At 60.9% G+C, this 19,902-nt stretch carries 21 protein-coding genes and 1 tRNA gene; 4 read left to right on the forward strand and 18 right to left on the reverse strand.

Annotated features, from left to right (window positions below):
• Positions 1-25: 25 nt before the first annotated feature.
• From GX444_12620 to GX444_12630, 3 genes are all read left to right on the forward strand, one after another.
• Positions 26-1,051, forward strand: coding sequence for a chemotaxis protein CheB (locus GX444_12620; GenBank protein NLH49426.1), 1,026 nt, complete (start codon positions 26-28; stop codon positions 1,049-1,051).
• 97 nt (positions 1,052-1,148) lie between these two features.
• Entirely contained in the window at positions 1,149-2,351 is a 1,203-nt protein-coding gene (locus GX444_12625) for a hypothetical protein (GenBank protein NLH49427.1), read from the forward strand.
• Positions 2,351-2,809 carry a DUF1285 domain-containing protein gene (locus GX444_12630; protein ID NLH49428.1) on the forward strand — a complete coding sequence of 153 codons (459 nt, stop codon included), beginning with the start codon at positions 2,351-2,353 and terminating at the stop codon, positions 2,807-2,809. The genes GX444_12625 and GX444_12630 overlap by 1 nt, the downstream gene beginning before the upstream one ends.
• Before the next feature lie 33 nt (positions 2,810-2,842).
• Here GX444_12630 and GX444_12635 read toward each other — a convergent pair whose 3' ends face one another.
• From GX444_12635 to GX444_12705, 15 genes are all read right to left on the reverse strand, one after another.
• Complete coding sequence (locus tag GX444_12635) at positions 2,843-4,039, reverse strand: DUF2804 domain-containing protein (protein NLH49429.1); 1,197 nt, start codon at positions 4,037-4,039, stop codon at positions 2,843-2,845.
• A 71-nt stretch (positions 4,040-4,110) separates the two neighbouring features.
• Positions 4,111-5,190 (reverse strand): LPS export ABC transporter permease LptG, encoded by a 1,080-nt coding sequence (gene lptG / locus GX444_12640; GenBank protein ID NLH49430.1) that lies wholly within the window; start codon positions 5,188-5,190, stop codon positions 4,111-4,113.
• The gene (lptF, locus tag GX444_12645) at positions 5,187-6,398 is read right to left on the reverse strand and encodes an LPS export ABC transporter permease LptF (GenBank protein NLH49431.1); all 1,212 of its coding nucleotides are present in this window, start codon (positions 6,396-6,398) and stop codon (positions 5,187-5,189) included. Before lptF ends, lptG begins: the two co-directional genes overlap by 4 nt.
• Before the next feature lie 61 nt (positions 6,399-6,459).
• The gene (gene dnaB / locus GX444_12650; GenBank protein ID NLH49432.1) at positions 6,460-7,857 is read right to left on the reverse strand and encodes a replicative DNA helicase; all 1,398 of its coding nucleotides are present in this window, start codon (positions 7,855-7,857) and stop codon (positions 6,460-6,462) included.
• 29 nt (positions 7,858-7,886) lie between these two features.
• A complete protein-coding gene (locus GX444_12655) occupies positions 7,887-8,351 on the reverse strand; it encodes a 50S ribosomal protein L9 (GenBank protein NLH49433.1) in 465 nt (154 codons plus the stop codon).
• 19 nt (positions 8,352-8,370) lie between these two features.
• Positions 8,371-9,366: a DUF2232 domain-containing protein gene (locus tag GX444_12660; GenBank protein ID NLH49434.1), complete on the reverse strand. Its 996-nt coding sequence runs from the start codon at positions 9,364-9,366 to the stop codon at positions 8,371-8,373.
• Between the two features lie 19 nt (positions 9,367-9,385).
• Positions 9,386-9,625, reverse strand: a complete 240-nt coding sequence (locus GX444_12665; GenBank protein ID NLH49435.1) for a 30S ribosomal protein S18 — start codon at positions 9,623-9,625, stop codon at positions 9,386-9,388.
• Between the two features lie 44 nt (positions 9,626-9,669).
• Positions 9,670-10,083, reverse strand: coding sequence for a single-stranded DNA-binding protein (ssb, locus tag GX444_12670; GenBank protein ID NLH49436.1), 414 nt, complete (start codon positions 10,081-10,083; stop codon positions 9,670-9,672).
• 48 nt (positions 10,084-10,131) lie between these two features.
• The gene (rpsF, locus tag GX444_12675; GenBank protein NLH49437.1) at positions 10,132-10,641 is read right to left on the reverse strand and encodes a 30S ribosomal protein S6; all 510 of its coding nucleotides are present in this window, start codon (positions 10,639-10,641) and stop codon (positions 10,132-10,134) included.
• A gap of 245 nt (positions 10,642-10,886) precedes the next feature.
• Positions 10,887-11,456, reverse strand: coding sequence for an aminoacyl-tRNA hydrolase (locus GX444_12680; GenBank protein NLH49438.1), 570 nt, complete (start codon positions 11,454-11,456; stop codon positions 10,887-10,889).
• Positions 11,456-12,145 (reverse strand): 50S ribosomal protein L25, encoded by a 690-nt coding sequence (locus GX444_12685; protein NLH49439.1) that lies wholly within the window; start codon positions 12,143-12,145, stop codon positions 11,456-11,458. Before GX444_12685 ends, GX444_12680 begins: the two co-directional genes overlap by 1 nt.
• Positions 12,146-12,386: 241 nt before the next feature.
• Positions 12,387-13,418, reverse strand: a complete 1,032-nt coding sequence (locus tag GX444_12690; GenBank protein NLH49440.1) for a ribose-phosphate pyrophosphokinase — start codon at positions 13,416-13,418, stop codon at positions 12,387-12,389.
• Between the two features lie 118 nt (positions 13,419-13,536).
• Positions 13,537-13,608, reverse strand: a tRNA-Gln gene (locus GX444_12695).
• Between the two features lie 93 nt (positions 13,609-13,701).
• A complete protein-coding gene (spoVG, locus tag GX444_12700; GenBank protein ID NLH49441.1) occupies positions 13,702-13,989 on the reverse strand; it encodes a septation regulator SpoVG in 288 nt (95 codons plus the stop codon).
• 22 nt (positions 13,990-14,011) lie between these two features.
• Complete coding sequence (locus GX444_12705; GenBank protein ID NLH49442.1) at positions 14,012-14,845, reverse strand: 4-(cytidine 5'-diphospho)-2-C-methyl-D-erythritol kinase; 834 nt, start codon at positions 14,843-14,845, stop codon at positions 14,012-14,014.
• 569 nt (positions 14,846-15,414) lie between these two features.
• Between GX444_12705 and GX444_12710 the strand changes: the two genes are divergently transcribed.
• Positions 15,415-16,746, forward strand: a complete 1,332-nt coding sequence (locus GX444_12710) for a response regulator (protein NLH49443.1) — start codon at positions 15,415-15,417, stop codon at positions 16,744-16,746.
• A gap of 138 nt (positions 16,747-16,884) precedes the next feature.
• Here GX444_12710 and GX444_12715 read toward each other — a convergent pair whose 3' ends face one another.
• From GX444_12715 to GX444_12725, 3 genes are all read right to left on the reverse strand, one after another.
• Positions 16,885-17,382: a hypothetical protein gene (locus GX444_12715; protein ID NLH49444.1), complete on the reverse strand. Its 498-nt coding sequence runs from the start codon at positions 17,380-17,382 to the stop codon at positions 16,885-16,887.
• A gap of 195 nt (positions 17,383-17,577) precedes the next feature.
• On the reverse strand, positions 17,578-18,537 hold the full coding sequence (locus GX444_12720; protein ID NLH49445.1) for a carbohydrate kinase family protein: 960 nt from the start codon (positions 18,535-18,537) through the stop codon (positions 17,578-17,580).
• The gene (locus GX444_12725) at positions 18,534-19,889 is read right to left on the reverse strand and encodes a hypothetical protein (protein NLH49446.1); all 1,356 of its coding nucleotides are present in this window, start codon (positions 19,887-19,889) and stop codon (positions 18,534-18,536) included. The genes GX444_12720 and GX444_12725 overlap by 4 nt, the downstream gene beginning before the upstream one ends.
• Between the last annotated feature and the right edge of the window lie 13 nt (positions 19,890-19,902).

Here is a 19,902-nt window from a genome sequence, read left to right on the forward strand (position 1 = left end):
ATTGAATTTTATTTTGGCAGGCGCGATGCAGCAAAATCTCCGGATCCAGGTCGTTTCGGAAGGCAATCTTGCCCAGCGGTTGTTATGCCGTTCCCTCGAAAAACAAAACGGCGTCGAGCTGGAAAAAACCACTTTGCGAATCGAGGATTTGAAGAATCTGACGGAAGACCAGCGTCCCGATTTGTTCGTGGTCAGCTTCAACAGCCAGCGGGAAGAATTGACGGCCGTCATTCAAATCTGCAAAGGAATGGACCATCCGGCACTGGTGTTTTCTTCGTTGTTGCCCGACCCGGATTACGTGGTGAAATTAAAGCAATTAGGGGCGTTCGAAGTTATTGAAAAGACGGCGCCCGACAATGCCGGAGATAGTTATTATCGCTATTTGGGAACCAAAATCAGCGTTTTATCGCAGGGCGCGGTCACACAATGGAAGCGAAAAAGCGCCAAACCGCAAATTGTCGCCCATATGTCCAACTCCAATAAATTGCCCCTGACCGGCATTCCGGCCAAAATCGTCGTCGCGATCGGTCTGGAAGGGCAGAATTCCCTGCCGCTGGTCAAGCTGCTGCATGATATGAACCGCCTGCCGGACATCGCTTTTGTGGTCGCGCATCGGATTACCGACGAACGGCTGCTGAAAAAGTGGGCTTCCGAGCTCAACGAACAAAGCGGTTATCACGTGGCCGTCGCCGGTCACGGGTCGCCGGTCTACGAAAACAGCGTCCTGCTCGCGCCGGTCGGCAAGGTCTTGATGGTGCACGGGAAAAAGGCGGCGCTGGACGAAGCCGACGAAAAAGACTCGGACCAGTTGTTCGATTTTCTGTTCGATTCGGCGGGCTCGTGCTACCACGACCGGTCGGTGGGCGCGATCATCGGCGGCTTGCCGCAAAACGGCCACGAGGGCATGGAAAAAATGCGCTCGTTCGGCGGCGTCAGTTTTCATGAGATACCCGACAATGAAAAGCCGACTCATTTCAGCAACAACCGGCGGATGCCGTTTCCCTTGTTGGTGCTGATGCTGCGCCGTCATCTCCAGCAACTGAAGCAGTAAGCGCCACCCCCCTTTCGACCGGCGAAATGTCGATTGACAGCCGGGCCGTCGCCGGATAAAAAACCTGACACCTTCCACGCAATCGAAAGGTAAAGCCATGGTCGACGTCAGCCGTTTCAAGACGATTTATACCGGTTCGGTGAAGAATTTGCGGGCGAAAATCCGGCCCACGAAAAGCAATCCGGGCGTGTACCTGTTCGAGTTCACCGACGACTTTTCCATCTTCGATTACGGCAAGATGCCCGACTCGATTCCCGGCAAGGGCGCGGCGATGGCGATCTGTTCCGCCTACTTCTTCGAACGCGCGGCCAGCGCCGAGGCCTGGCGCGAACTGGCCAAATCCACCGCCTGGTCGAAGATCAAGGACAAGGAACTGCGCGAGTCCCTGCTCAACAGCAAGGCGATTCAGTTGCTGCAGAAAAAGGGCATGCCCACCCACTACCGCGGCATCGTCAACCAGGACGGCAAGACCGTCAGCCTCGACCGGCTGAAGGAACCCAGCAACGTCATCGAGGTCAATTCGGTCAACATCCTACACCCCGACCCCATGCTGTTCGGCGCCCGGCGGATCTGGAACTACAACCACGTCCACACCGGCCTGACCAACTACCTCGTGCCGCTCGAATGCGTGTTCCGTTTCGGCATGCCGGCGGGCAGCAGCCTGCTGTCGCGCCTGGAGAAAAACCCGCACTACCACCTGGATCTGGGTTTGAAGCAGAAGCCGGAAGGCGGCGGCATGCTGCCGCGCCCGGTCGTCGAGCTGTTTTCGAAGCTCGAACCGGCCGACCGCCTGCTCGGCAACGAACTGGCGCTCAACATTTCCGGCCTGGTGAACGAAGACTTTTTGCTCGTCTATCACTACACCCTGTTGCTGGCGATTTTCCTCCAGCACGAATTCGCCAAGGCGCGGGTGACCCTGTGGGACGGCAAATTCGAGTTCGTCCACCTCGATCAGATCGCGCTGGGCGACACCATCACCCACGACGAACTGCGCCTGACGATGAAGGGCATTCAGCTTTCCAAAGAGCCGGTGCGCCAGTATTACCGCAAGTACGCGCCCGAGTTCGTGGCCGCGATGGACAAGGCGAAAAAGATCGCCGAGAAGATCGACCGACCGCTGGCGCGCATCGTCAACGAAGACCTCAAGACGCCGCCCCCGCGGATGGACACGACCTTCCACGCCGCGGTCAGCGAGATGTACATCGGCCTGACCGAGGCGTTGTGCAAAACCGGCCTGTTCGGCGCGGCGCCCTCGCTGGGCAAGGTGATGAAGGCCTACCAGAAATACGGAATCGCCTGATGGCCGACGGCCCGAGCAACCGTTTCGCGGAACTGGATCTCTCGATCGACCGCGACGGACTGTGGCGGCACCAGGGCGAGGAGATCACCCATCCGGGTCTGCTGGCGGCCTTGTACAACGCGCTGCAACGGATCGACGGCGACTGGTTCGTCTGCGCCGAAAACCTCAAGGTGCCGGTGAAGGTGGCCGACTGCCCCTACGTGGTGCTGTCGGTGCGCCATTACGAAGACCGGATCGAGCTTTTGCTGACCGACGGCCGGCACGTCGCGCTGGACCCCGCAACGCTGACCGTCGACCGGGAAAACGTGCCGCGTTGCGCGATCGCCCCGACCGGCCGGCCGGTTCGTTTTTCGCGGACGGCCTGGCTGCAACTGGCCGAGGCGATCGAGGAAAACGCCGACGGCTCGTATACCCTGGTCGCCGGCGGGCGCCGGCATCCGCTTCGTTTCACGGCTTGAACGGCGCCGCGCGCCTTTTTTCCGCGGACGGCCTCACCACCGTTGTTCGGAATACTCGACGAAGCCGATCAGGTCGTCGACCTGGACGACGGTGCCGTCGTCCTTGATCATGGTGCCGGAAAAGCGGCCGTAAACCTTGTCGACCAGCATCCCCAGGTCCAGAACCATCAGGCCGATCGTTTGATAGTAGAAGGGCGTCAGCGTCAAATCGAAGGTGCCGTTGTCGCTGTCGATCCGCATCGGTTCCATCATGGCGTTGATGTCGTAATCGAAATAGACGTGATACAGCTTGTGCAGGACGCCGTCCATTTTCATGGCGTTGGCCGTGCCCAGTTCGCTTTCCCCCATGCCGTCGCCGATATTGAAGCCGACCAGTTCGCCGTCGACGTATCCGGCCGCGACGCCCCAATGCCACTTGGTGACGTGGGGAATGACGCCGCGCACCCAGTCCAGGTAACCGAACGAATCGGCCGGATCGAAGGTGTAGGTCTTGCCGTCCACCGTCACCGACCCGGACGCCAGCATGCCGACGATCTTGTTTTCGTAGAAGAAGGTGCCCTCGCGGTTATACGGCGCGGCGGCGGCCACGTCCTCCTCGTTCGGATCCTGGGTCAACGAGATTTCCGCTTCCCACGCCGGCGAGAGCAGGGTTCGGGCGAAATTCGCGCTGATCGTCCGGATTCCTTCGTTGTATTCAAGATGGAATTGATTGTCGCGGCGCTGGTAGTCGATCGGGCCATACAGATCGGTCGGCAGGAAACCCAGGCTGCCCAGGCGCAGTTCGAGACCAGTCGTATCTTTTCCGGTGGCGAAATCGATCAGTTCGAAGCTGATGAAGGAGGCGATCCGGATATCGGAAACGGTCACGCCGAACATGAATTCCGGTGTGATGATGATATAGGCGTCCCACTCCTTGACGCGGAGCCGGTCGGCGTCGGCGATGTATTCCGGATTGTAGACCATCAGCGGCCGCCGCGCCCAACCCCGGGCATACAGCGAGCCGTCGATGTCAAGCAGCGGCGTCAGTTCGGTGATCTCGTGCTGCGGATCGACGAAATCGTCGTTGTCGTCGTTGTCGTCATCGTCGGCGGCGGCGTCATCGTCGTCGTCCGGGTTTTGCTGTTGGTCGGGACAGTCGCAGTCCTGGTCCTCGTCGTCGCAACCGGCGAGCAACGGCAGCGAAATCAGCGTCAGCAGAATCAGCAGCGAATAAAGCCGGTGACCTTTCATTTTCCTCTCCTACCGCGAAGCCTCAAGTTGTGAATGCCGATGGTGTTTCCACGCTGCGGCGGATGCCGCGCTTATGAACGAACCCGCAAGATGCCGACCAGGCCGACCGCGCCGAACAACAGGTGCGGCGCCCACGCCGAGACGATCACCGGCAACGCGCCAGACCGCCCCAGCGCCAGCGAAAAGCCCAACACGATCCAGTAGGCCACGCCGATGATCACCGCCACGCCGATGCCGAACGCGACGCCGCCCTGGCGCCCGCTTTTGATCGCCCACGGAATGCCCAGCAGCGCCATGATGACCGTCACCAGCGCGAAGCTGATCTTGCCGTGCAGATCGACCTCGTACTTGCGCACGTCGTACCCTTCCGTCCGCAGTTCGCGCACGTAGCCGGACAGCTCGCGGAAGCTCATCTGCTCCGGATCGCGCTTGTAGACCTTGAGCCGATCGGGCGTTTCGGGCAGTTCCAGGCCGGTTTCGGCGAATGGCGTTTCCGCGGTCAGCGCGCCGGCGGCGAAGGCGCGCCGGATGCCGTTGAACGCCAGCCACCGGCCGTTGGCCCATTGGGCGCTTTCGGCGTCCAGGCGCTCGGTCAGGGCGAAGCGATCGTTGAAGCGAAAGACCTGCAGGCCTTCCAGCCGGCCGAGCGCCGGGTCGAAGTTGCGGATGTGGTAGATGGCGCCGGGGCTCTTGTACCACAGGTTCTTGTCGCGCAGCTTGATCCGCCAGTCCTGCCCCTTGATGTGCACGGTCTGGATGTACTTCATTTGCGTGGTCGCCGCCGGAACGACGAACTCGTTGACGGCCAGCGCCCCGCCAGCGATCAGCACCGACAACAGCACCAGCGGCGCCACCAGCCGCGGCACCGAAACGCCGCCCGCCTTCATCGCCGTGATCTCGCTGTTGCGCGACATGTTCGCCAGGTTGAGCAACACCGCCAGCAGCACCGACACCGGCACCAATTGGAAGACGATCGTCGGGATCTTGTAAACGTAATACAGCAGGACGTGCAGCAGCGAGGGATCGCCGCGGAAGAAATTGCCCGCCCGGTCGATGAAATCGAACACGAGGTAGATCAGGATCAGCGCCGTCAGGCACAGGGCGAAGAGCTTGAGAAATTCCCGCGAAACGTAGCGCGTCAGGATGCTCATGACCCCTCCGGTTGTTCGGGGTCGTGGAATCCCGCCTTGCGCCGCAGCCATTGCATCGCCCGTCGGCCGGATTCGGAAACCAGGTCGAGCAGCCACACGGGGCGTTCGCCGGCTTTTTTCACCAGCAGGTACACGCCGACGGCCAGCAGGATGGCGATCGGCAACCACATGGCCGCGGCCGGATGCAGCACGCCCTTCCAGCCGAGGTTTTCGCCGGCGCGGAACAGCAGGTAGAAAACGCAGAGCATGACGATACTGGTCGAGAACCCGCGGCTGCGGCCGCTGCGCGGCGGGCTGACGCCGAGCGGCAGGCCGATCAGGCCGAAGGCCAGGCAGGCGAAGGGCATGGCGAACCGGCGGTGGTACTCGACCCAGGCGCGGCGCATGTCGTAGGTATCGCCCTGCTTCCGCAATGTTTCGACGTACTGGCGCAGTTCTCCCAAGCCCATTTCCAGGTAAGTGCGCTTGAGCTTGCCTTCCTTCATCGTCTGGGTCAGATCGACGCGCAGGCGGTATTTCTTGAACTGCACCGTCTCGTAGACGGTCGGATCGGCCGGATCGGTGCGGTGCATGACGCCGTTGGTCATTTCCAGTTGCATCGCGCTGTCGTCACCCGAGAGGATCCGCCCCGCTTCGGCGATGACGAACAGCGGCGCGCCTGGCTGGCGCTCGTCGGCGAGAAACAGCCCTTCCAACCGGTCTTCCTCTGGCACCAGGTGGTGCACGTAGAGGGTCATGTCGTCGAGCGAATCGTTGAAGACGTGCTCGACGATGCCGATCGTCGCCTTTTCCTTGCCAAGTTGCAGCAGCAGATTCTTGAAGCTGCTTTTGCCCCAGGGGTCGGCGTACAGGGCCAGGCCGGCCGTGGCCAGGGTCATAACCAGGCTGAGCAGCAGGATCGGCGGGTAGATCTGGTAGAGGCTGATGCCGCCCGCTTTCATCGCGGTCAGTTCGCTGTCGGAGGAAAGCCGGCTCACCGCCATCAGCACGGCGAGCAGAAAGCTCATCGGGACGGTGAAGGTGAAAAACGGCGGGAAGATGTACACCAGGATCCGGCCGACGTCGCCCAGGCCGACGCCGTAGGAGACGATCAGCTCCGTCAGCTTGAGGAGTTGAAACATCAGCAGCACGAAAGTGAGGATGACCAGCCCGATGGCGAACGGCCCCAGCACTTCGAGCAGCATGTACCGGAAGAGAGTGCGCTTCATTGGCCGGCAGTGTAGCGGATTTGCGGTCGCCGTGACAAATCGCCCCGCGGACGGGAGCGGATCAATATTCGCGGGTCGTGTAGCCGTCGAACCGCGTCAGTTCGCCGCGGAAGGTCAGGAAGATCGTGTCGGTCGGGCCGCTGCGCTGCTTGCCGATGATCAGCTCGGTCTTGTTGGGTTCGAGCATTTCCTCTCGTTCCTCGTCGGTCTTGTAAATCCAGTCACGGTAGAGGAAGAGGATCAGATCGGCGTCCTGTTCGAGGGAGCCCGATTCGCGCAGGTCCGAGGGGCGCGGCCGTTTGTCGGGCCGGCTTTCCAGGGCGCGGTTGAGTTGCGACAGCGCTAGCACTGGGCATTCGAGTTCCTTGGCGATCATTTTGAATGACCGGCTGATGGCGGCGATTTCGCGCTCGCGGCTTTCGAGCTGTTTCACGCCTTGCAGCATCTGGATGTAGTCGATGATGATCAGGCCGAGCTTCCCCTGGTCGGCCTTCAGGCGGCGGGCCTTGGCGCGGATGGTGTTGGGATTGATGCCGCCGCTGTCGTCCAGATAGAAGGGCACTTCGTTCAGATAGCCGCAGGCGTCCGCCAGCGTTTTGTGCTCGGCGTCGCTCAACTGGCCCTTGAAGATGCGGCTGATCGAAACCTGGCCGAAGCTCGACAGCAGGCGCAGGCCGATCTGCACCGCGTTCATTTCGAGCGAGAACATCAGCACCGGCAGGCGTTCCTGCATCGCCAGGTTGAGGCCGATGTTCAGCGCCAGGCTGGTCTTGCCCATCGCCGGCCGGGCGGCCAGCAGAATCAGTTCGCCGGGTTTGAAGCCGTTGGTCTTGTCGTCGAGGTCGGCGAAGCCGGTCGAATAGCCGGCGAGCGATCCCTGCGAGGTGATCCGCTCGTCGACGAATTTCATCGACTGGAAAATCACGTCGCCCAGGCTCTCGTAAGGGCTGCGCACGGTTTCGCGCGCCACCTCGAAAATCCGCTGCTGGCTGCGGTCGATGATCTGCTCGACATCGAGCGCCTCGCCGTCGTCGGCGCGGCCCTCGTGGACCATGCTTTGGATTTCGTAGGAGGCGTTGAGCATGCGCCGGAGTAGCGCCTTGTCGGCGACGATCCGGGCGTACTGCTCGATGTTGGCGGTGGTGTGGACCTCGTCGAGCAGCTTTTCGAGGTAGGCGGCGCCGCCGACCTCGTCGAGCCAGCCCCGGCCCTTGAGCTCGTTGCGCAGGGTGACCGGGTCGATGCTTTCGCCCCGGTCGTAAATCGCGCAGGAAGCGAGAAAGATGCGCTGGTGGTGGGGATGGTAGAAGTCCGGCGGGTCCAGCAGGTCGCGGACCAGGTCCAGCGCGTCGTTGCGCAGCAGGACGCCGCCGAGCACGGCCATCTCCGCTTCCAGGCTGTTGGGCGGAGTTTTGCGCTCGAGATTCGGATCGGACGAACCCTTGACCGGCCCGGCCATCGAATGCTCCCTCGCGGCGCCGCGGCGCGCTATGCTTGCGCGGCCGGCTCTTCCTCGGCCGTCACCCAGACCTTCACGTTGGCGTTGATGTCGGCGTGAATCTTGATCGCCACGGTGAAGACGCCGGTGCTCTTGATCGGCTCGTCAAGCTGAATCTTGCGCTTGTCGATGTCGAAGCCCTTGGCGGTCAACTGCTCGGCGATCATCGTCGTGGTGACCGAACCGTACAACTTGTTTTCCTCGCCGACCTTGGCGACAATGCGCACCTGCGCCTGTTCCAGCTTTTTGGCCAGCTCTTCCGCCGCCATCTTTTCCTTGCGGCGTTTCGCGTCCACGCGTTGCCGGTCGTGTTCGAGCTGCTTGACGTTGCGGGTGGTCGCCTCGAGGGCCAGCTTGTTGGGCAACAGGTAGTTGCGCGCGTAACCCGGCTTGACGTTGACCAGGTCCCCGATGTGTCCCAGTTCCGGCACATCCGCGTTCAGAATCACTTTCATCTCTCGCCTCCTGAATATCTCAAATCGTGTTTTTGTCGTTTTTATCCGTTTCCGGTTTGGCGGCCGCCCTGCCGCGCCAATCGGTCCAGAATTCCATCAACCCCAAGGCGGGCACCAGGGCGAACAGGCCTTGCGTCAGCACGAACAAGTAGGTCAGCCCGCGCAAGAACCGCGGAAACCGCCAGCGCTTCATGAAAAAGGACATGATGCCCAGGCCCTGCATCACGTACGGCGCCAGGGCGATCAGCACGACGTTCAAACTGAGGTAGAACGTCGCGGTGAAACGCGCCGCGTCGCGCCCCAACAACGGCAGGAGCAGGTACGGCACCAAGCCCAGCGCCGGCAACAGCACCAGCCAGATCGCCGCGTCCGGCGCGCGCCATCGGTTCAATTCCAGCCCGACCACCGCCGGCAGCAACCGCCGACTGAGCAGCAGGTTGAGCAGCACCAGCGTCACGCAACTCCAGGCGATCAGCGCGGGGGACAGGTTGAAGATCATCGTCACCAGGGCGCCCTGCTGGTCGCGCAGGGCTTGGACGTTGCTCAATCCTTCGCCGCCGATCTGCTGGGAAAGCAGAACCAGGTATTGGTCGAACGATTGGCCGATTTGCCGGAGCCAGTACTCGCCGATGTCCACCGGGCTCAGGCCGGCCGACATTTGAGCCAGCCCGTAAGGCCCGACCGCGGCGACGAAAAACAGCGCCGTCCAACCGGCGAACAGCCGGCCGATCGACAGGGGTTGATTGCCATAATGCCAAAGAGCGATTCCCAAACCGCCGAAGCCGCCGCCGGCCGTCAGCGCGACCGCCAAACCGCCCCGCCAATCGCCGGGGCCGGCCAGCCACGCCAGGCCGCCGCCGGCCAGGCCCAGCAGCACCGCCGCGCCCACTCCGAACCGTCCGCCCCGCCGGGCGCATCCGGCGACGATGATCGTCGGCACGACCAGCAGGCCGGCCAGGACGAAATTCAGGACGAGGTAAGCGATTACCTCGGCGGACGGCAGAGCCGCGGCCATGGCGTGATCCCGGCGGCCGTCAAACGGTCGAGCTGGAATACGGCATCAACGCGATGTGGCGGCTGCGCTTGATTTCCAAGGTCAGTTTGCGCTGGTGTTTGGCGCACACCCCGGTGATGCGGCGCGGAATGATCTTGCCCCGCTCGGTGATGAACCGCGACAACAGCTTGGTGTCCTTGTAATCGATTTCGATCGTGGCATCGGCGCAGAACGGGCACACCCGCCGCCGGCCAAAGCTCTTTTTGCGAGTCCGCAACATGATCCACCTCCTGCGGCCGTTTCAGGCCGGGAATAAGCAATCGGTTAGAACGGAATCTCGTCGTCGCCGAGCGGCGGTGGCGCGTCGCCGCCGCGTTCGCTCGCCTCGGCGCCGCTTTCGCCGCGGCCGCCGCCGGATCCGATGAACTGGATGTTGGTGGCTTGAATTTCCACCTTGCTGCGTTTCTGGCCTTCCTGGCTTTCCCAGCGACGTTGCACCAGTTCACCCTCGACCAACAACTGCCGTCCCTTGGCGAGATATTGGGCCGAGTTTTCCGCCGTTTTCCCGAAGGTCACGACGTCGAAAAAGCTGGCTTCGTCTTCCCAGTTATCGCCCTTCTTGACGCGGCGGTTGACCGCCACCGAGAGCGTGCAGACGGCCGTACCGCCGCCGGTATAGCGCAATTCGGGATCGCGCGTTAGACGACCCAGCAAGATCACGCGATTGAAGTTCGACAAAGTGAAACTCCCCATGGTAGGGCCGGGGCGCTCGTCCCCGGAATCGCTTTAATTTTCCTGGTCCTCGTCGGCGTTCGCGTCGTCGGATTCGTCGGAGATTTCGCCTTCGATGTCCTCTTCCTCGTCTTCATCGCCTGCGCGGCGGGCCGACTTTTCCTCTTCCTCTTCCGCGTCCTCTTCCTTCGGCATATTCGCCTGTTCCTGGGCGCGACGGCCGAGTTCGGCTTCCCAACGCTCTTTCTCGGCCTTTTCGGCTTCGAGGTCGATCTTGTCGGTCAGCTTGACGGTGAGGTAGCGCAGCACTTCGCCGTGAATCTTCAGGTTGCGCTCGATTTCCGCGATCAGGGTCGGATCGGCCAGGAAGACCAGCAGGACAAAGATGCCCTTGGAGTATTTTTTCACGTCAAAGGCGAGCTTTTTCTTGCCCCACACGTCTTCCTTCACCAACAGGCCGCCGCCGTTGTTGATGATGTCGCGAAACTTGGCTTTGGCGGCTTCGGTTTTTTCCGGGGGACTGTCGTGCTTAAGGATGTAGAGTATCTCGTACTTCCGTAACATGGTTCCTCCTTTCGGTCGTTTGGCCCTTTCGCCGGAAGTGGGCTGGAGGGCAAGGAGCATTTAAAATGTTCTCTCGATCGTTGCCGAATCAAGAGGGCGAGAACATACACCAAGCCAAATCGTTTGGCAAGCAGGCCCACGACAACGCGCAAGTACTTGGAAAATAAGAAAAACAGGCCAAAGCGGCGCCGGTTGGTCCGGGCGAAGGCGAAAAAATCCGCCCGCGATTCGCGGGAAGCGGACGTTCAAGCCAGACCGTTGAATTGGTTCATGGCCGCGGCAACTCCGTCAGTCAACCATTTCAGCACGGCGTCGGCGGCGAGGGCGAATCGTTCCTCGTGGAACCGGCGATCGGCGACGGACAACTCTTCCAGCACGAAATCGGCGAGATCGATCCGTGGGTCGGCGGCGCGGCCGACGCCGTAGCGCAGCCGGCAGAAATCGGCGCTGCCCAGATTCTCTTGAATGGAGATCAAACCCTTGTGGCCGGCGGTGCCGCCGCCCACCTTGAGGCGAATGGCGCCGGGGGGCAGATCGGCGTCGTCATGAACGACCAACAGCTCGTCGGCCGCGAGCTGGAAAAAATGCATCGCCGGGCCGATCGCTTCGCCCGAACGATTCATATACGTCTGCGGTTTGAGCAACAGGACGGTTTCCCTGCCGCAACGGGCCGAGGCCGCCAGCGACCGGAACCGATTGCGGTCGAAAGAGGAACCAAGGCGCGCCGCCACCTGATCGCCGATGAGAAACCCGACGTTGTGACGGGTGTTGGCGTAACGCGCCCCCGGGTTGCCCAAACCGCAGACGAGCTTCATTACTTGCCTTTGTCCTGGCCTTCCTTCTTTTCCTTGTCGCCGGCGGCGGGAGCAGCGGCGGCGGCGCCTTCGGCGGCGGCGCCTTCAGCGGTCGCGGCGGCGGCCGCGGGCTCGGTCGACACTTCGCGCGGAATGATGGCCGAGCAGATCGGATAATCGGGAGCCAGATCGGTTTCGACGCCTTCCGGCAGGGTGATGTCTTTCAAATGCATCGTGTGGCCGATTTGCAGCGCCGTCGCGTCGACCTCGATTTTCGACGGGATCTTGGTGACGAAGCACTTGATGGCCAGCGTGCGGTGCTGGATTTCCAGGATGCCGCCCAGTTTCTTGATTTCCGCGGCGCCTTTGACTTCCAACGGCACTTCGATTTTGATTTTCTGGTCCAACCGAACGGCGACCAGATCCAGGCTCAGCGGATGATAATCGATGTGATGGCGCTGAATCTCGCGGATCATGAAGTACTTGTCGACGAACAGGGCCGGGTCGTCGGCTTCCAACTTGACCAGATTTTGATTCCAGTTCGGCTGGTGCAGAAATTGATCCACCACTTCCTCGCTGACGGCGATGGGGGTGGCGGGCACGTCGCGGCCGTAGGCCACGGCGGGAAGGTTGCCGGCGCAGCGCAGTTTGCGGGCGCCGCCCTTACCCTTGCTTTTACGTACGGTCACTTTCCAGGTCACTTCACTCATCGGATTTCCTCTCTTGCCCGAATACCGCGGCGGCGGCGCGTCCGCGGGACCTCGGGGTTCGTTGGCCGGCGGGTCCGGCGACCCGTCCTAGCAGTCTGTTGAAAAAGGTCGTCCTGGCCTTTTTCAACCGCGCTCAACAAAAAGCGTGGTTTTTATTTCGCTTCATTTTCGGCAACTTCGGAAGTTGCCGAAAATGGCGATCCATCCCTGGATCGCACGCCGGGTGTTTTTCAACACCCGGCTAGTTATAAGCTTCCACGTCGGGGAAGAGGCTCGAAACACTGCCGCGACCGTGGATGTTGGCGATCGCCTCGGCCAGCAGATGGCTGACCGACGCCACTTTGATCTTGCCGCATTCCTGCGCGTCCGGGCGCAGCGGCACGGTATCGGTGACGATCAACCCGTCCAGCCGGTCGATGGTCGGATCGATCGTGCATTTCTTGCCCAGGTTCTGAATCGCCGGCGGGCTGAGAATCGGGTGCGTGATGCAGGCGTAAACGCCGACCGCGCCCTCGTCGCGCAATTTGTCCGCCGCGACCGACATCGTGCCGGCCGAATCGACGATGTCGTCGACCATGATGGCCGTTTTGCCGTTCACCGAGCCGACCAGGTTGACTTCGGCCACCTTGCCGGGGCCCGAGCGCCGCTTGTCGATGATCGCCAGGCTCGCCTCGCCGCCGATGTGCCGGCCGAGCAAGTGGGCCAGGTAACGGGCGCGGCGCACGCCGCCGGCGTCGGGGCTGACCACGACGATTTCGTCGAGCGAGCATTCGCGGCATTGCCAGAAAGCGTCGACCAGAACCTGCGCGGCGTAGAGATTGTCGACGGGCACGTCGAAGAAACCCTGAATCTGGCCGGCGTGCAGATCGACGGTGATCACGCGATCGGCGCCTGCGGTGGTGATCAGGTTGGCGACCAGCTTGGCGGTGATCGGCGCGCGGGGCGCGACCTTGCGATCCTGCCGCGCGTATCCGTAATAGGGGATGACGGCGGAAATGCGGTCGGCGCTGGCCCGGCGGGCCGTATCGATCATGATCAGCAGTTCCATCAGGTTGCGGTTCACGTCGGGGCTGGTCGACTGCACGATGTACACGTCCTTGCCGCGGACGCTTTCGCCGAGCTTCACCTCGATTTCGCCGTCGGCGAAGCTGCGGACCGAGCTTTTCGCGAGGCTCAGGCCCAACTGCCCGGCGATTTTTTCCGCCAGCGCGGGATGCGCGTTGCCGGTGAAAATTTTAATGTCATCCAGATCGGGAATCGTTTGCGGCGTCATTCATCGATCTCCTGTTCGAAATCAACGAAGTTACTTTTTCGGACCGGCCGAGGCCGGTTCACCGCGATCAAACGGCCGGCAGATCCACTGTTTGCCCCGTCGGTCGATTAAATAAAAGCTGGGGCGGTAGGACTCGAACCTACAATAGCGGGTTCCAAAGACCCGTGGCTTACCATTAGCCAACGCCCCAGCGGATATCCTTTCAACTGCCGGCGCGGCGCCGGTAATATACGTCTCTCGTTGAGGGAGGAAAGCCGGAAAGGGAACGCGATCCGATCGTTCGTTATTCGTCTTCTTCGGTCGAAACGGGCGTGCCTTCTTTGATGGCGCGATAGTACTCGTCCAAGACCGCGGTTTCGATCATGGCCCGCGTCTCCGCGTTCAGCGGATGCGCCACTTCGCCAAAGGTGCCGTCCCGCTTTTTCTTGCTCGGCATCGCTACGAACAGACCCTTGTTGCCGAAGATTACCTTCATGTCGCGAACGATGAAGCAGTTGTCGAAGGTAACCGTCGCAAAGGCTTTGAGCCTTTCTTCTTCGCGGGGGAAGATCCGGACATTGGTGACTAGCATCGTGTGTCCTCCCTTTGCGGCTTCACCGAGTGGAGCACGCAAACGCCCACCAACCCTGCCTCTTGGCATCATCACAGGCCTGGACCGCTTCCTCCTGCCGGTTGAAAATGCCAAAGATCGTCGGTCCGCTGCCGGACATCTGCACGCCGGTCGCGCCCTGGTCGCGCAACAACTTTTTACCGTCGGCGATCCGCGGCAAAAGCGCTTCCGCCGGGGCTTCCAGGTCGTTGCGCAACCATGCACAAACGGTGTGCAGGTCTCCCAAAGAGGCGGGTAGATTATGGGCCTTTCTATGGTGTGTCAAGGGCCAGTTGAGGGCTTGATAGACTCGCGGCGTCGACAAGCCTTCGGCCGGCTTGATCAGCGCCACGGGCAAGCCCGACGCTACCGTATATTTCGAAACCTTTTCGCCGATGCCTTCCACGAGGCAAGCGGAACGATAAAGAAAAAAAGGCACATCGGCGCCGAGGCCGGCCGCCAAATCATGCAGACGTTCATCGCTGATCGCCAGGGAAAACAAGTCGCGCACACTCATCAAGGTCGTCGCGGCATCCGAGGAACCGCCGCCCAGGCCAGCGGCGCTCGGGATGTTCTTGTCGAGGTGGATTTTGACGCCGCGCGAGCATGAGGCGGCGCTCAGTATGGCTTTGGCGGCGCGCACGACCAGATTGTCGTCGCCGGTCGGCAGCCCCGGATCGGAACAGGTAAATTGCACCCCGGTTGCCGCCGGAGAAAAAGTCAGTTCATCGTACAGACTGATCGGGACCATCACGGATTGAAGTAAATGATAACCGTCCGGACGCCTTCCGATGATCTCAAGACGCAGGTTAATCTTAGCTGGAGCAAGCTGGATCATGATCTCTAGTTACAACAAAAAATTTCCCGGGTCAATTATATACCCAGAAAAAATAAAATTGAGTAATCGCTCAATATCGAGGGATTGTGTTGAAAATCCATAACCCACTGAAATTTACGGTGAAAATGAAAAATCCTCGGTGGTTTAAGCTGAATATCCGGGCCGATGGTCGCGATCAGTCCGATTTTGTCATTTTTCAATTCCATTCTCGTTCGCCGATAATTGGAAAATTCCCGGAACGGCTCGCATCCAAAATGAATCCAAGTGATTGAAGTGAAGCCGGGATTCGCCCGGTATCCGTCGTTTTTTGATTTTTTAACCGGCGACCAACTCGGATCGTTGCCGTCAAGCGAGGTCTCGCCAGGGAGCGAAACAATCCTCAATCCGAGATTTTCCAACGAACCTGGAGGAAGCCGATAATTTTCTTCGCTTGACGAAACCTGGAAATCTGCTAATTTCGATACGGTCGATTCATTGTCAAAAGTTCTTTTATCGGGGAGGAGGCGCGAAATAACGTTAAAGCGGTCGGATGCAGGATCCGAGTCGCTGATTAAGGGGGCAACGAAGCCTTGAACCGCACGATTCTATTAGTGGGCGAAAAACTGGAAGTCCTGGCCAAGGTCAGTGCGTTCTTGGAAGATTTGGGACACCTGGTCCAAACCGCCGATTCCCGCAAGGAAGCTTTATCGAAAATCCGCGCTTTCGATCCCGGATTGATTATCGCCAGTTTCAAATTGACGGACGGCAACGGCTTTGAGTTGATCGAGGAACTGCGTACCTATTATCAAAGCAAGGCGCCGGTCGTCCTGATGGCGCCCCTCAATCGACTCGATCAACTCGGCCGCCGGCCCGAAGCCAAAGCCGTGCAGGCCTGGATCAAATGGCCGATCGAGCAAATGGAGTTGTACAACGTCATCGGCGAATGGCTGGGCCGGGAAGTCACCGTCAAAGCCGCGCCGGTTCGGCAGGCCAACCTGCCCGATGAAAGCGCGCGCCCGCGGCCGCGCTCGAAAACGCCGATCCTCGAGGCGCTGAAAAAACCGGCGCGAACCCACACCGGACCCGCTCCGGTTTCCACGCCGCCGCCGCCCACTGTCAAGCCGGCCGCCGTTTTCGTCCCGCTCCGTCCGCAAACCGCGAAACCGAAGCGTTTGGCCGACGAAGATCGTCAAGGCGAGATCATCGGCAACCTGGCTCGCACGCCGATCGCGCATTTGCTTTTTCAACTCGGGCAACGCGAGGAAACGGGCCTGCTGACGATGAACTATTCGCCGAACAAGATGAAAGTGCATTTCGAGGGCGGTTTCATCGTTCAGGTGGAAAGCAATTACATCCCCGACCTGTCCTTGGGCGTGATCCTGGCCAAACGGGGCGACATCACTCCGGGCGAACTGGCCGGCGCCCGGAAAAGATGGGAGCGCGACGGCGGCTTGCTGGGACAAACGCTGTTGGCGCTGCAGTTGGTCAACGAGCCGACGCTCGAGCGCGCGCTCTTGGAGCAGCGGTTGAAAAAAGTCTTGTCGCTTTTCACCTGGCAGTGGGAACGCGGCACCTATGTCTTTACCCGCGGCGCGGAAAAAATCGAACCGCAGGCGGGTTTTCGGCTGCGCGTCGAGCCGGCGATCATTGAGGGCATTCACACTTGCTACGATCTGGAGCGGTTGAACGGCGCCTTCAACAAAAATCAACGGCTGAATTTACCGCTGACGCTGGCGAAGATCTCCGCCGAGGAACTGCTGGGCCGCATGGATCATTCCGAATTGCAGCAAGTCATCAATGCCTTGCGCACCAGCCGGACCCTCGGCCAGGCGATGTCGGTCACCGCGTTGGACGAATTGACTTTTTTGCAATACACCTATGCGCTCTATGTTCTGGATCTGCTTCGTTTTCGCGAATATTGATACCGCCGAGAGGCGCGCGGGAAATTCGTTCGAATATCCATTTTCGGCGATTTTCCGCCGCGCGCATTAAAAAGGGCTGTTAGGGCAACGGCCCGTCTTTAACGCTGAAAAAAGTCCCGCTATCAAAAGAGCGGGAGTTTATTTCCCCGCGGTGAATTTTCCCCGCGCGGCCTTGGCGACCATACCGCTCTTTTCGATGCGATGCAGGGTTTTGTAGACCATGCCCTGCGGATCGCCCGAATTGGTCTGCCAGCCTTTTTTCTGCAGTTGCGCCAGAATTTCCTTGGCGTTCATGGGCTGGCCGGCCTTTTTCAGGGTATCGACGATTAACAGGGGAAGCGTATCCTCGCCCTGACGTTTGCGACCCGGGCGCGGCCCGGCCTTCGGCCGGCCGGCCTTTTTCGCTTTCGGTTTCGGCCCCGGTTTCCGGCCGCGTTTGGCCGGTTTGTCGGCGGGCTTCTTTTCGGCGGCCGGTTTACGGCCCCGTTTGCGCATGGTCGACAGGCCGAGCGCCGCCAACAGGGCTTCCAATTTATCCATCATCTCTTTTTTCACGGCCAATTCTTTTTCCATTCCAAGAATCGACTTTTTCAGACGTTCCAGTTCTTTCTTTGCTACGTCGAATACGTTTTTCATATAGCCCTCCGTTAAATTAATTACATAGGATGCCGCGGCTTGTGTTGTTCATCACAATTGTAAGAATCGGACCTTTCCCTTGTCAATGATCTTTTCGTAAAATTTCGGAAAAATGATGTTTTTCGATTATCCACAATGAGGCGGACGATTTATTTTTATGGATTGATGTTCCGGGGCGGATCGGCGCCCCGAAGTTCACTCGTTTTCTTCCAGGGTCACCAGGCGTAGCGGATCCAGCGGCGGCAGATCGCCGTAATGGCGGTCGACCAGGTCCAACAATTCCTTTTTGGTATATCGTAGGCTCGTGCCACCCGGCGCGGTCGCGGCCAACGAACCGGCGGCGTTTCCCCAAGCCAGGCATTCGTTGATCAACTTGCCGTCGAGTAGGGCGGCGGTGAGGGCGGCGAAGAAGTTGTCGCCGCAACCGGTGAAATCGACGGGCGTCGTGGGAATAGCCGGCAACTGGACGTCGCCGAACGGAAAAAAGGCCCGCGAACCGCGCGCGCCGAGCTTCAAGGCGATGACCGGCACGCGGGCTTTCAGAATTTCGAGCGCATCTTCCAGGCGATCCCGGCAGGCGAGCCGCATCGCCTCGCGTTCATTGAGATTGAGAACGTCCAGTTGCGCCAGCAGTTCATCGAACCCGGGGACGGCGAGCGTCGGCGCGTTGTCCGAGGCGTCGGCCAATCGGAGCGCCCCGACGCGACGCGACCGGCGCAGGGTTTCCAGGAGCGGTTCGCCCAGGCGCAGGCCGTCGATCAGGACCGCGCGCGGCCGGTAGCGGTCCACCAGGTCCGGATTCGGCAGCGGCGTCGGATGCTCGTAAGAGAGAAAACTGCGGTCGTTCTGGTGATTGTAAGCGACGGTCACGCAGGCGCGCGCGTCGTCGTGGATGGTGACCGCGTCGGTCGGCATGCCTTCGTTTTCCATCGTTTCGATTAAAAAGCGGCTGGCGAAATCGCGGCCGAGATGGGCTTCGTAGAGGACCTTGTAACCCAGGCGCGTCAGGACGACGGCCGAGGTCAGGCTGCCGCCGGCGACGATGGTCACGTTTTCGGCGATCACGTCCTCGCCGGGCGCCGGCACGTGCGGCAGACCGGTAAAAATGATATCGACGAACGGATTGCCGCTGCACGGGACGAGAACGTCGATCATCGGTATGCCCCAATGGTTTCGGGGTGGGCGCGGGCGAACTCCTCGTAAATGCGGTCGATGACGGCGGCGTCGCCGATGAGCGGATGGGTGGCCAGCGCCCATTTGGCCGTCTGGCGATTGCGATGCCGGACCGCGAGCACGGTCAGCGTTTCGAAAATCTTCACTTGCCGCACCAGGGGCGCCAGCCGGTCGGGAATCGCGGGCGGGGCGAGCGGCGTGACGCCGGCGGCGTCGACGCGGCAGGTCACCTCGATGACATCGGAATCCGACAGCCAGGGAATCGCGCCGCGGTTCGGGTGTGAAATCGCCAGTTCGGTGGGCCGGCGCCATTTCGCTTCCAGCACGTCCAGCGCCACGCCGGCGTAACCTTCGCCCTCGGCCAGGCTGTGGTCGGGCCGTTGTTTGGCGTCGGTGTCCTTCCAGGCGTATTCCATGTACGAGTTGGAACGGTCGGCCATGCAGGCGGCGTGCAGTTCGAGCAAGCGCGCCGGCTGGTTCGCAAGCGACGGATCCTTGGCGCCGGCGAAAAAGCGATCGGTGATCCGCTTGACCTTCTGGCCGCGCGTTTCCTTTTCGGCCAGCACACTCTGCCGGGCCCGTTCGGGGAGCAGGTAGTAAAAGAGATATTCGTTGGGGAACGCGCCCAGGCGGCGCACCAGGTCGCGGCCGAAGATGCCGAACCATTTGTCGATGAATTCGTCGTCGGCCATCAGTTCGCGGGTGACGTCGCGGTCGTCGATCCAGACTTGCATGGTGGCCGAAAGATGATTCAGGCCGAAAACCCGCAGGCGGATGCGTTCGGGCTCGACGCCGCGGCTGATCGCCACGTATTCCTTCACGTTGTCGGCGCTGTCGCAAATGCCGATCACTTGATGAAAACCGGCGTCGTGCAGCGCCTGGGTGCAAATGCCCGACGGGTTGGTGAAATTCAGAATCATCGCTTGCGGCGCCAAGGCGCGGGCGCGGGCGGCGATCGCCGTCAAATCGACGATGGATCGGGCGGCCATCGCGAAACCGGCGGCGCCCACGGTTTCCTGGCCGAGCGAACCGGCGCGGGCGCAAATCAATTCGTCGGCGATGCGGCCGTCCTCGAAGCCGGGCCGGATCGTGGTGACGACGGCGTCGGAGCCCGGCAGGGCGCGATCGAGGTCGGTTTCGATTTCCACGCGGAGCGGCAGTTCCGCTTGTTCGATCAGGTACCGGGCCAGCCGGCCCATGATTTCCAGGCGCTCGGGGCGGATGTCCGTCATTGCGAGGGTGGCGATATCCGCGCCTTTTTTAATCCGGCGGATGAGGCTGCGCACGAAAAGGGGCATGCGAATGCCGCCCGCGCCGACAACCGTGAGTTTCATCGTTCTCTCCGTT

Source organism: Myxococcales bacterium, assembly GCA_012517325.1.
In the GTDB taxonomy this organism is placed as follows: Bacteria; Lernaellota; Lernaellaia; order Lernaellales; family Lernaellaceae; genus JAAYVF01.

What these genes read in the sequence shown, in the direction of transcription:
- GX444_12705 (NLH49442.1), bottom strand. Translation starts at nt 14,845, where the DNA reads ATGATCCAGCTTGCTCCAGCTAAGATTAACCTGCGTCTTGAGATCATC.
- spoVG (NLH49441.1), bottom strand. Translation starts at nt 13,989, where the DNA reads ATGCTAGTCACCAATGTCCGGATCTTCCCCCGCGAAGAAGAAAGGCTC.
- rpsF (NLH49437.1), bottom strand. Translation starts at nt 10,641, where the DNA reads ATGTTACGGAAGTACGAGATACTCTACATCCTTAAGCACGACAGTCCC.
- dnaB (NLH49432.1), bottom strand. Translation starts at nt 7,857, where the DNA reads ATGGCCGGGCCGGTCAAGGGTTCGTCCGATCCGAATCTCGAGCGCAAA.
- GX444_12655 (NLH49433.1), bottom strand. Translation starts at nt 8,351, where the DNA reads ATGAAAGTGATTCTGAACGCGGATGTGCCGGAACTGGGACACATCGGG.
- GX444_12625 (NLH49427.1), top strand. Translation starts at nt 1,149, where the DNA reads ATGGTCGACGTCAGCCGTTTCAAGACGATTTATACCGGTTCGGTGAAG.
- GX444_12660 (NLH49434.1), bottom strand. Translation starts at nt 9,366, where the DNA reads ATGGCCGCGGCTCTGCCGTCCGCCGAGGTAATCGCTTACCTCGTCCTG.
- GX444_12630 (NLH49428.1), top strand. Translation starts at nt 2,351, where the DNA reads ATGGCCGACGGCCCGAGCAACCGTTTCGCGGAACTGGATCTCTCGATC.
- lptG (NLH49430.1), bottom strand. Translation starts at nt 5,190, where the DNA reads ATGAGCATCCTGACGCGCTACGTTTCGCGGGAATTTCTCAAGCTCTTC.
- GX444_12690 (NLH49440.1), bottom strand. Translation starts at nt 13,418, where the DNA reads ATGACGCCGCAAACGATTCCCGATCTGGATGACATTAAAATTTTCACC.
- GX444_12620 (NLH49426.1), top strand. Translation starts at nt 26, where the DNA reads ATGCAGCAAAATCTCCGGATCCAGGTCGTTTCGGAAGGCAATCTTGCC.
- GX444_12720 (NLH49445.1), bottom strand. Translation starts at nt 18,537, where the DNA reads ATGATCGACGTTCTCGTCCCGTGCAGCGGCAATCCGTTCGTCGATATC.
- lptF (NLH49431.1), bottom strand. Translation starts at nt 6,398, where the DNA reads ATGAAGCGCACTCTCTTCCGGTACATGCTGCTCGAAGTGCTGGGGCCG.
- GX444_12665 (NLH49435.1), bottom strand. Translation starts at nt 9,625, where the DNA reads ATGTTGCGGACTCGCAAAAAGAGCTTTGGCCGGCGGCGGGTGTGCCCG.
- GX444_12715 (NLH49444.1), bottom strand. Translation starts at nt 17,382, where the DNA reads ATGAAAAACGTATTCGACGTAGCAAAGAAAGAACTGGAACGTCTGAAA.
- GX444_12680 (NLH49438.1), bottom strand. Translation starts at nt 11,456, where the DNA reads ATGAAGCTCGTCTGCGGTTTGGGCAACCCGGGGGCGCGTTACGCCAAC.
- GX444_12635 (NLH49429.1), bottom strand. Translation starts at nt 4,039, where the DNA reads ATGAAAGGTCACCGGCTTTATTCGCTGCTGATTCTGCTGACGCTGATT.
- GX444_12685 (NLH49439.1), bottom strand. Translation starts at nt 12,145, where the DNA reads ATGAGTGAAGTGACCTGGAAAGTGACCGTACGTAAAAGCAAGGGTAAG.
- GX444_12725 (NLH49446.1), bottom strand. Translation starts at nt 19,889, where the DNA reads ATGAAACTCACGGTTGTCGGCGCGGGCGGCATTCGCATGCCCCTTTTC.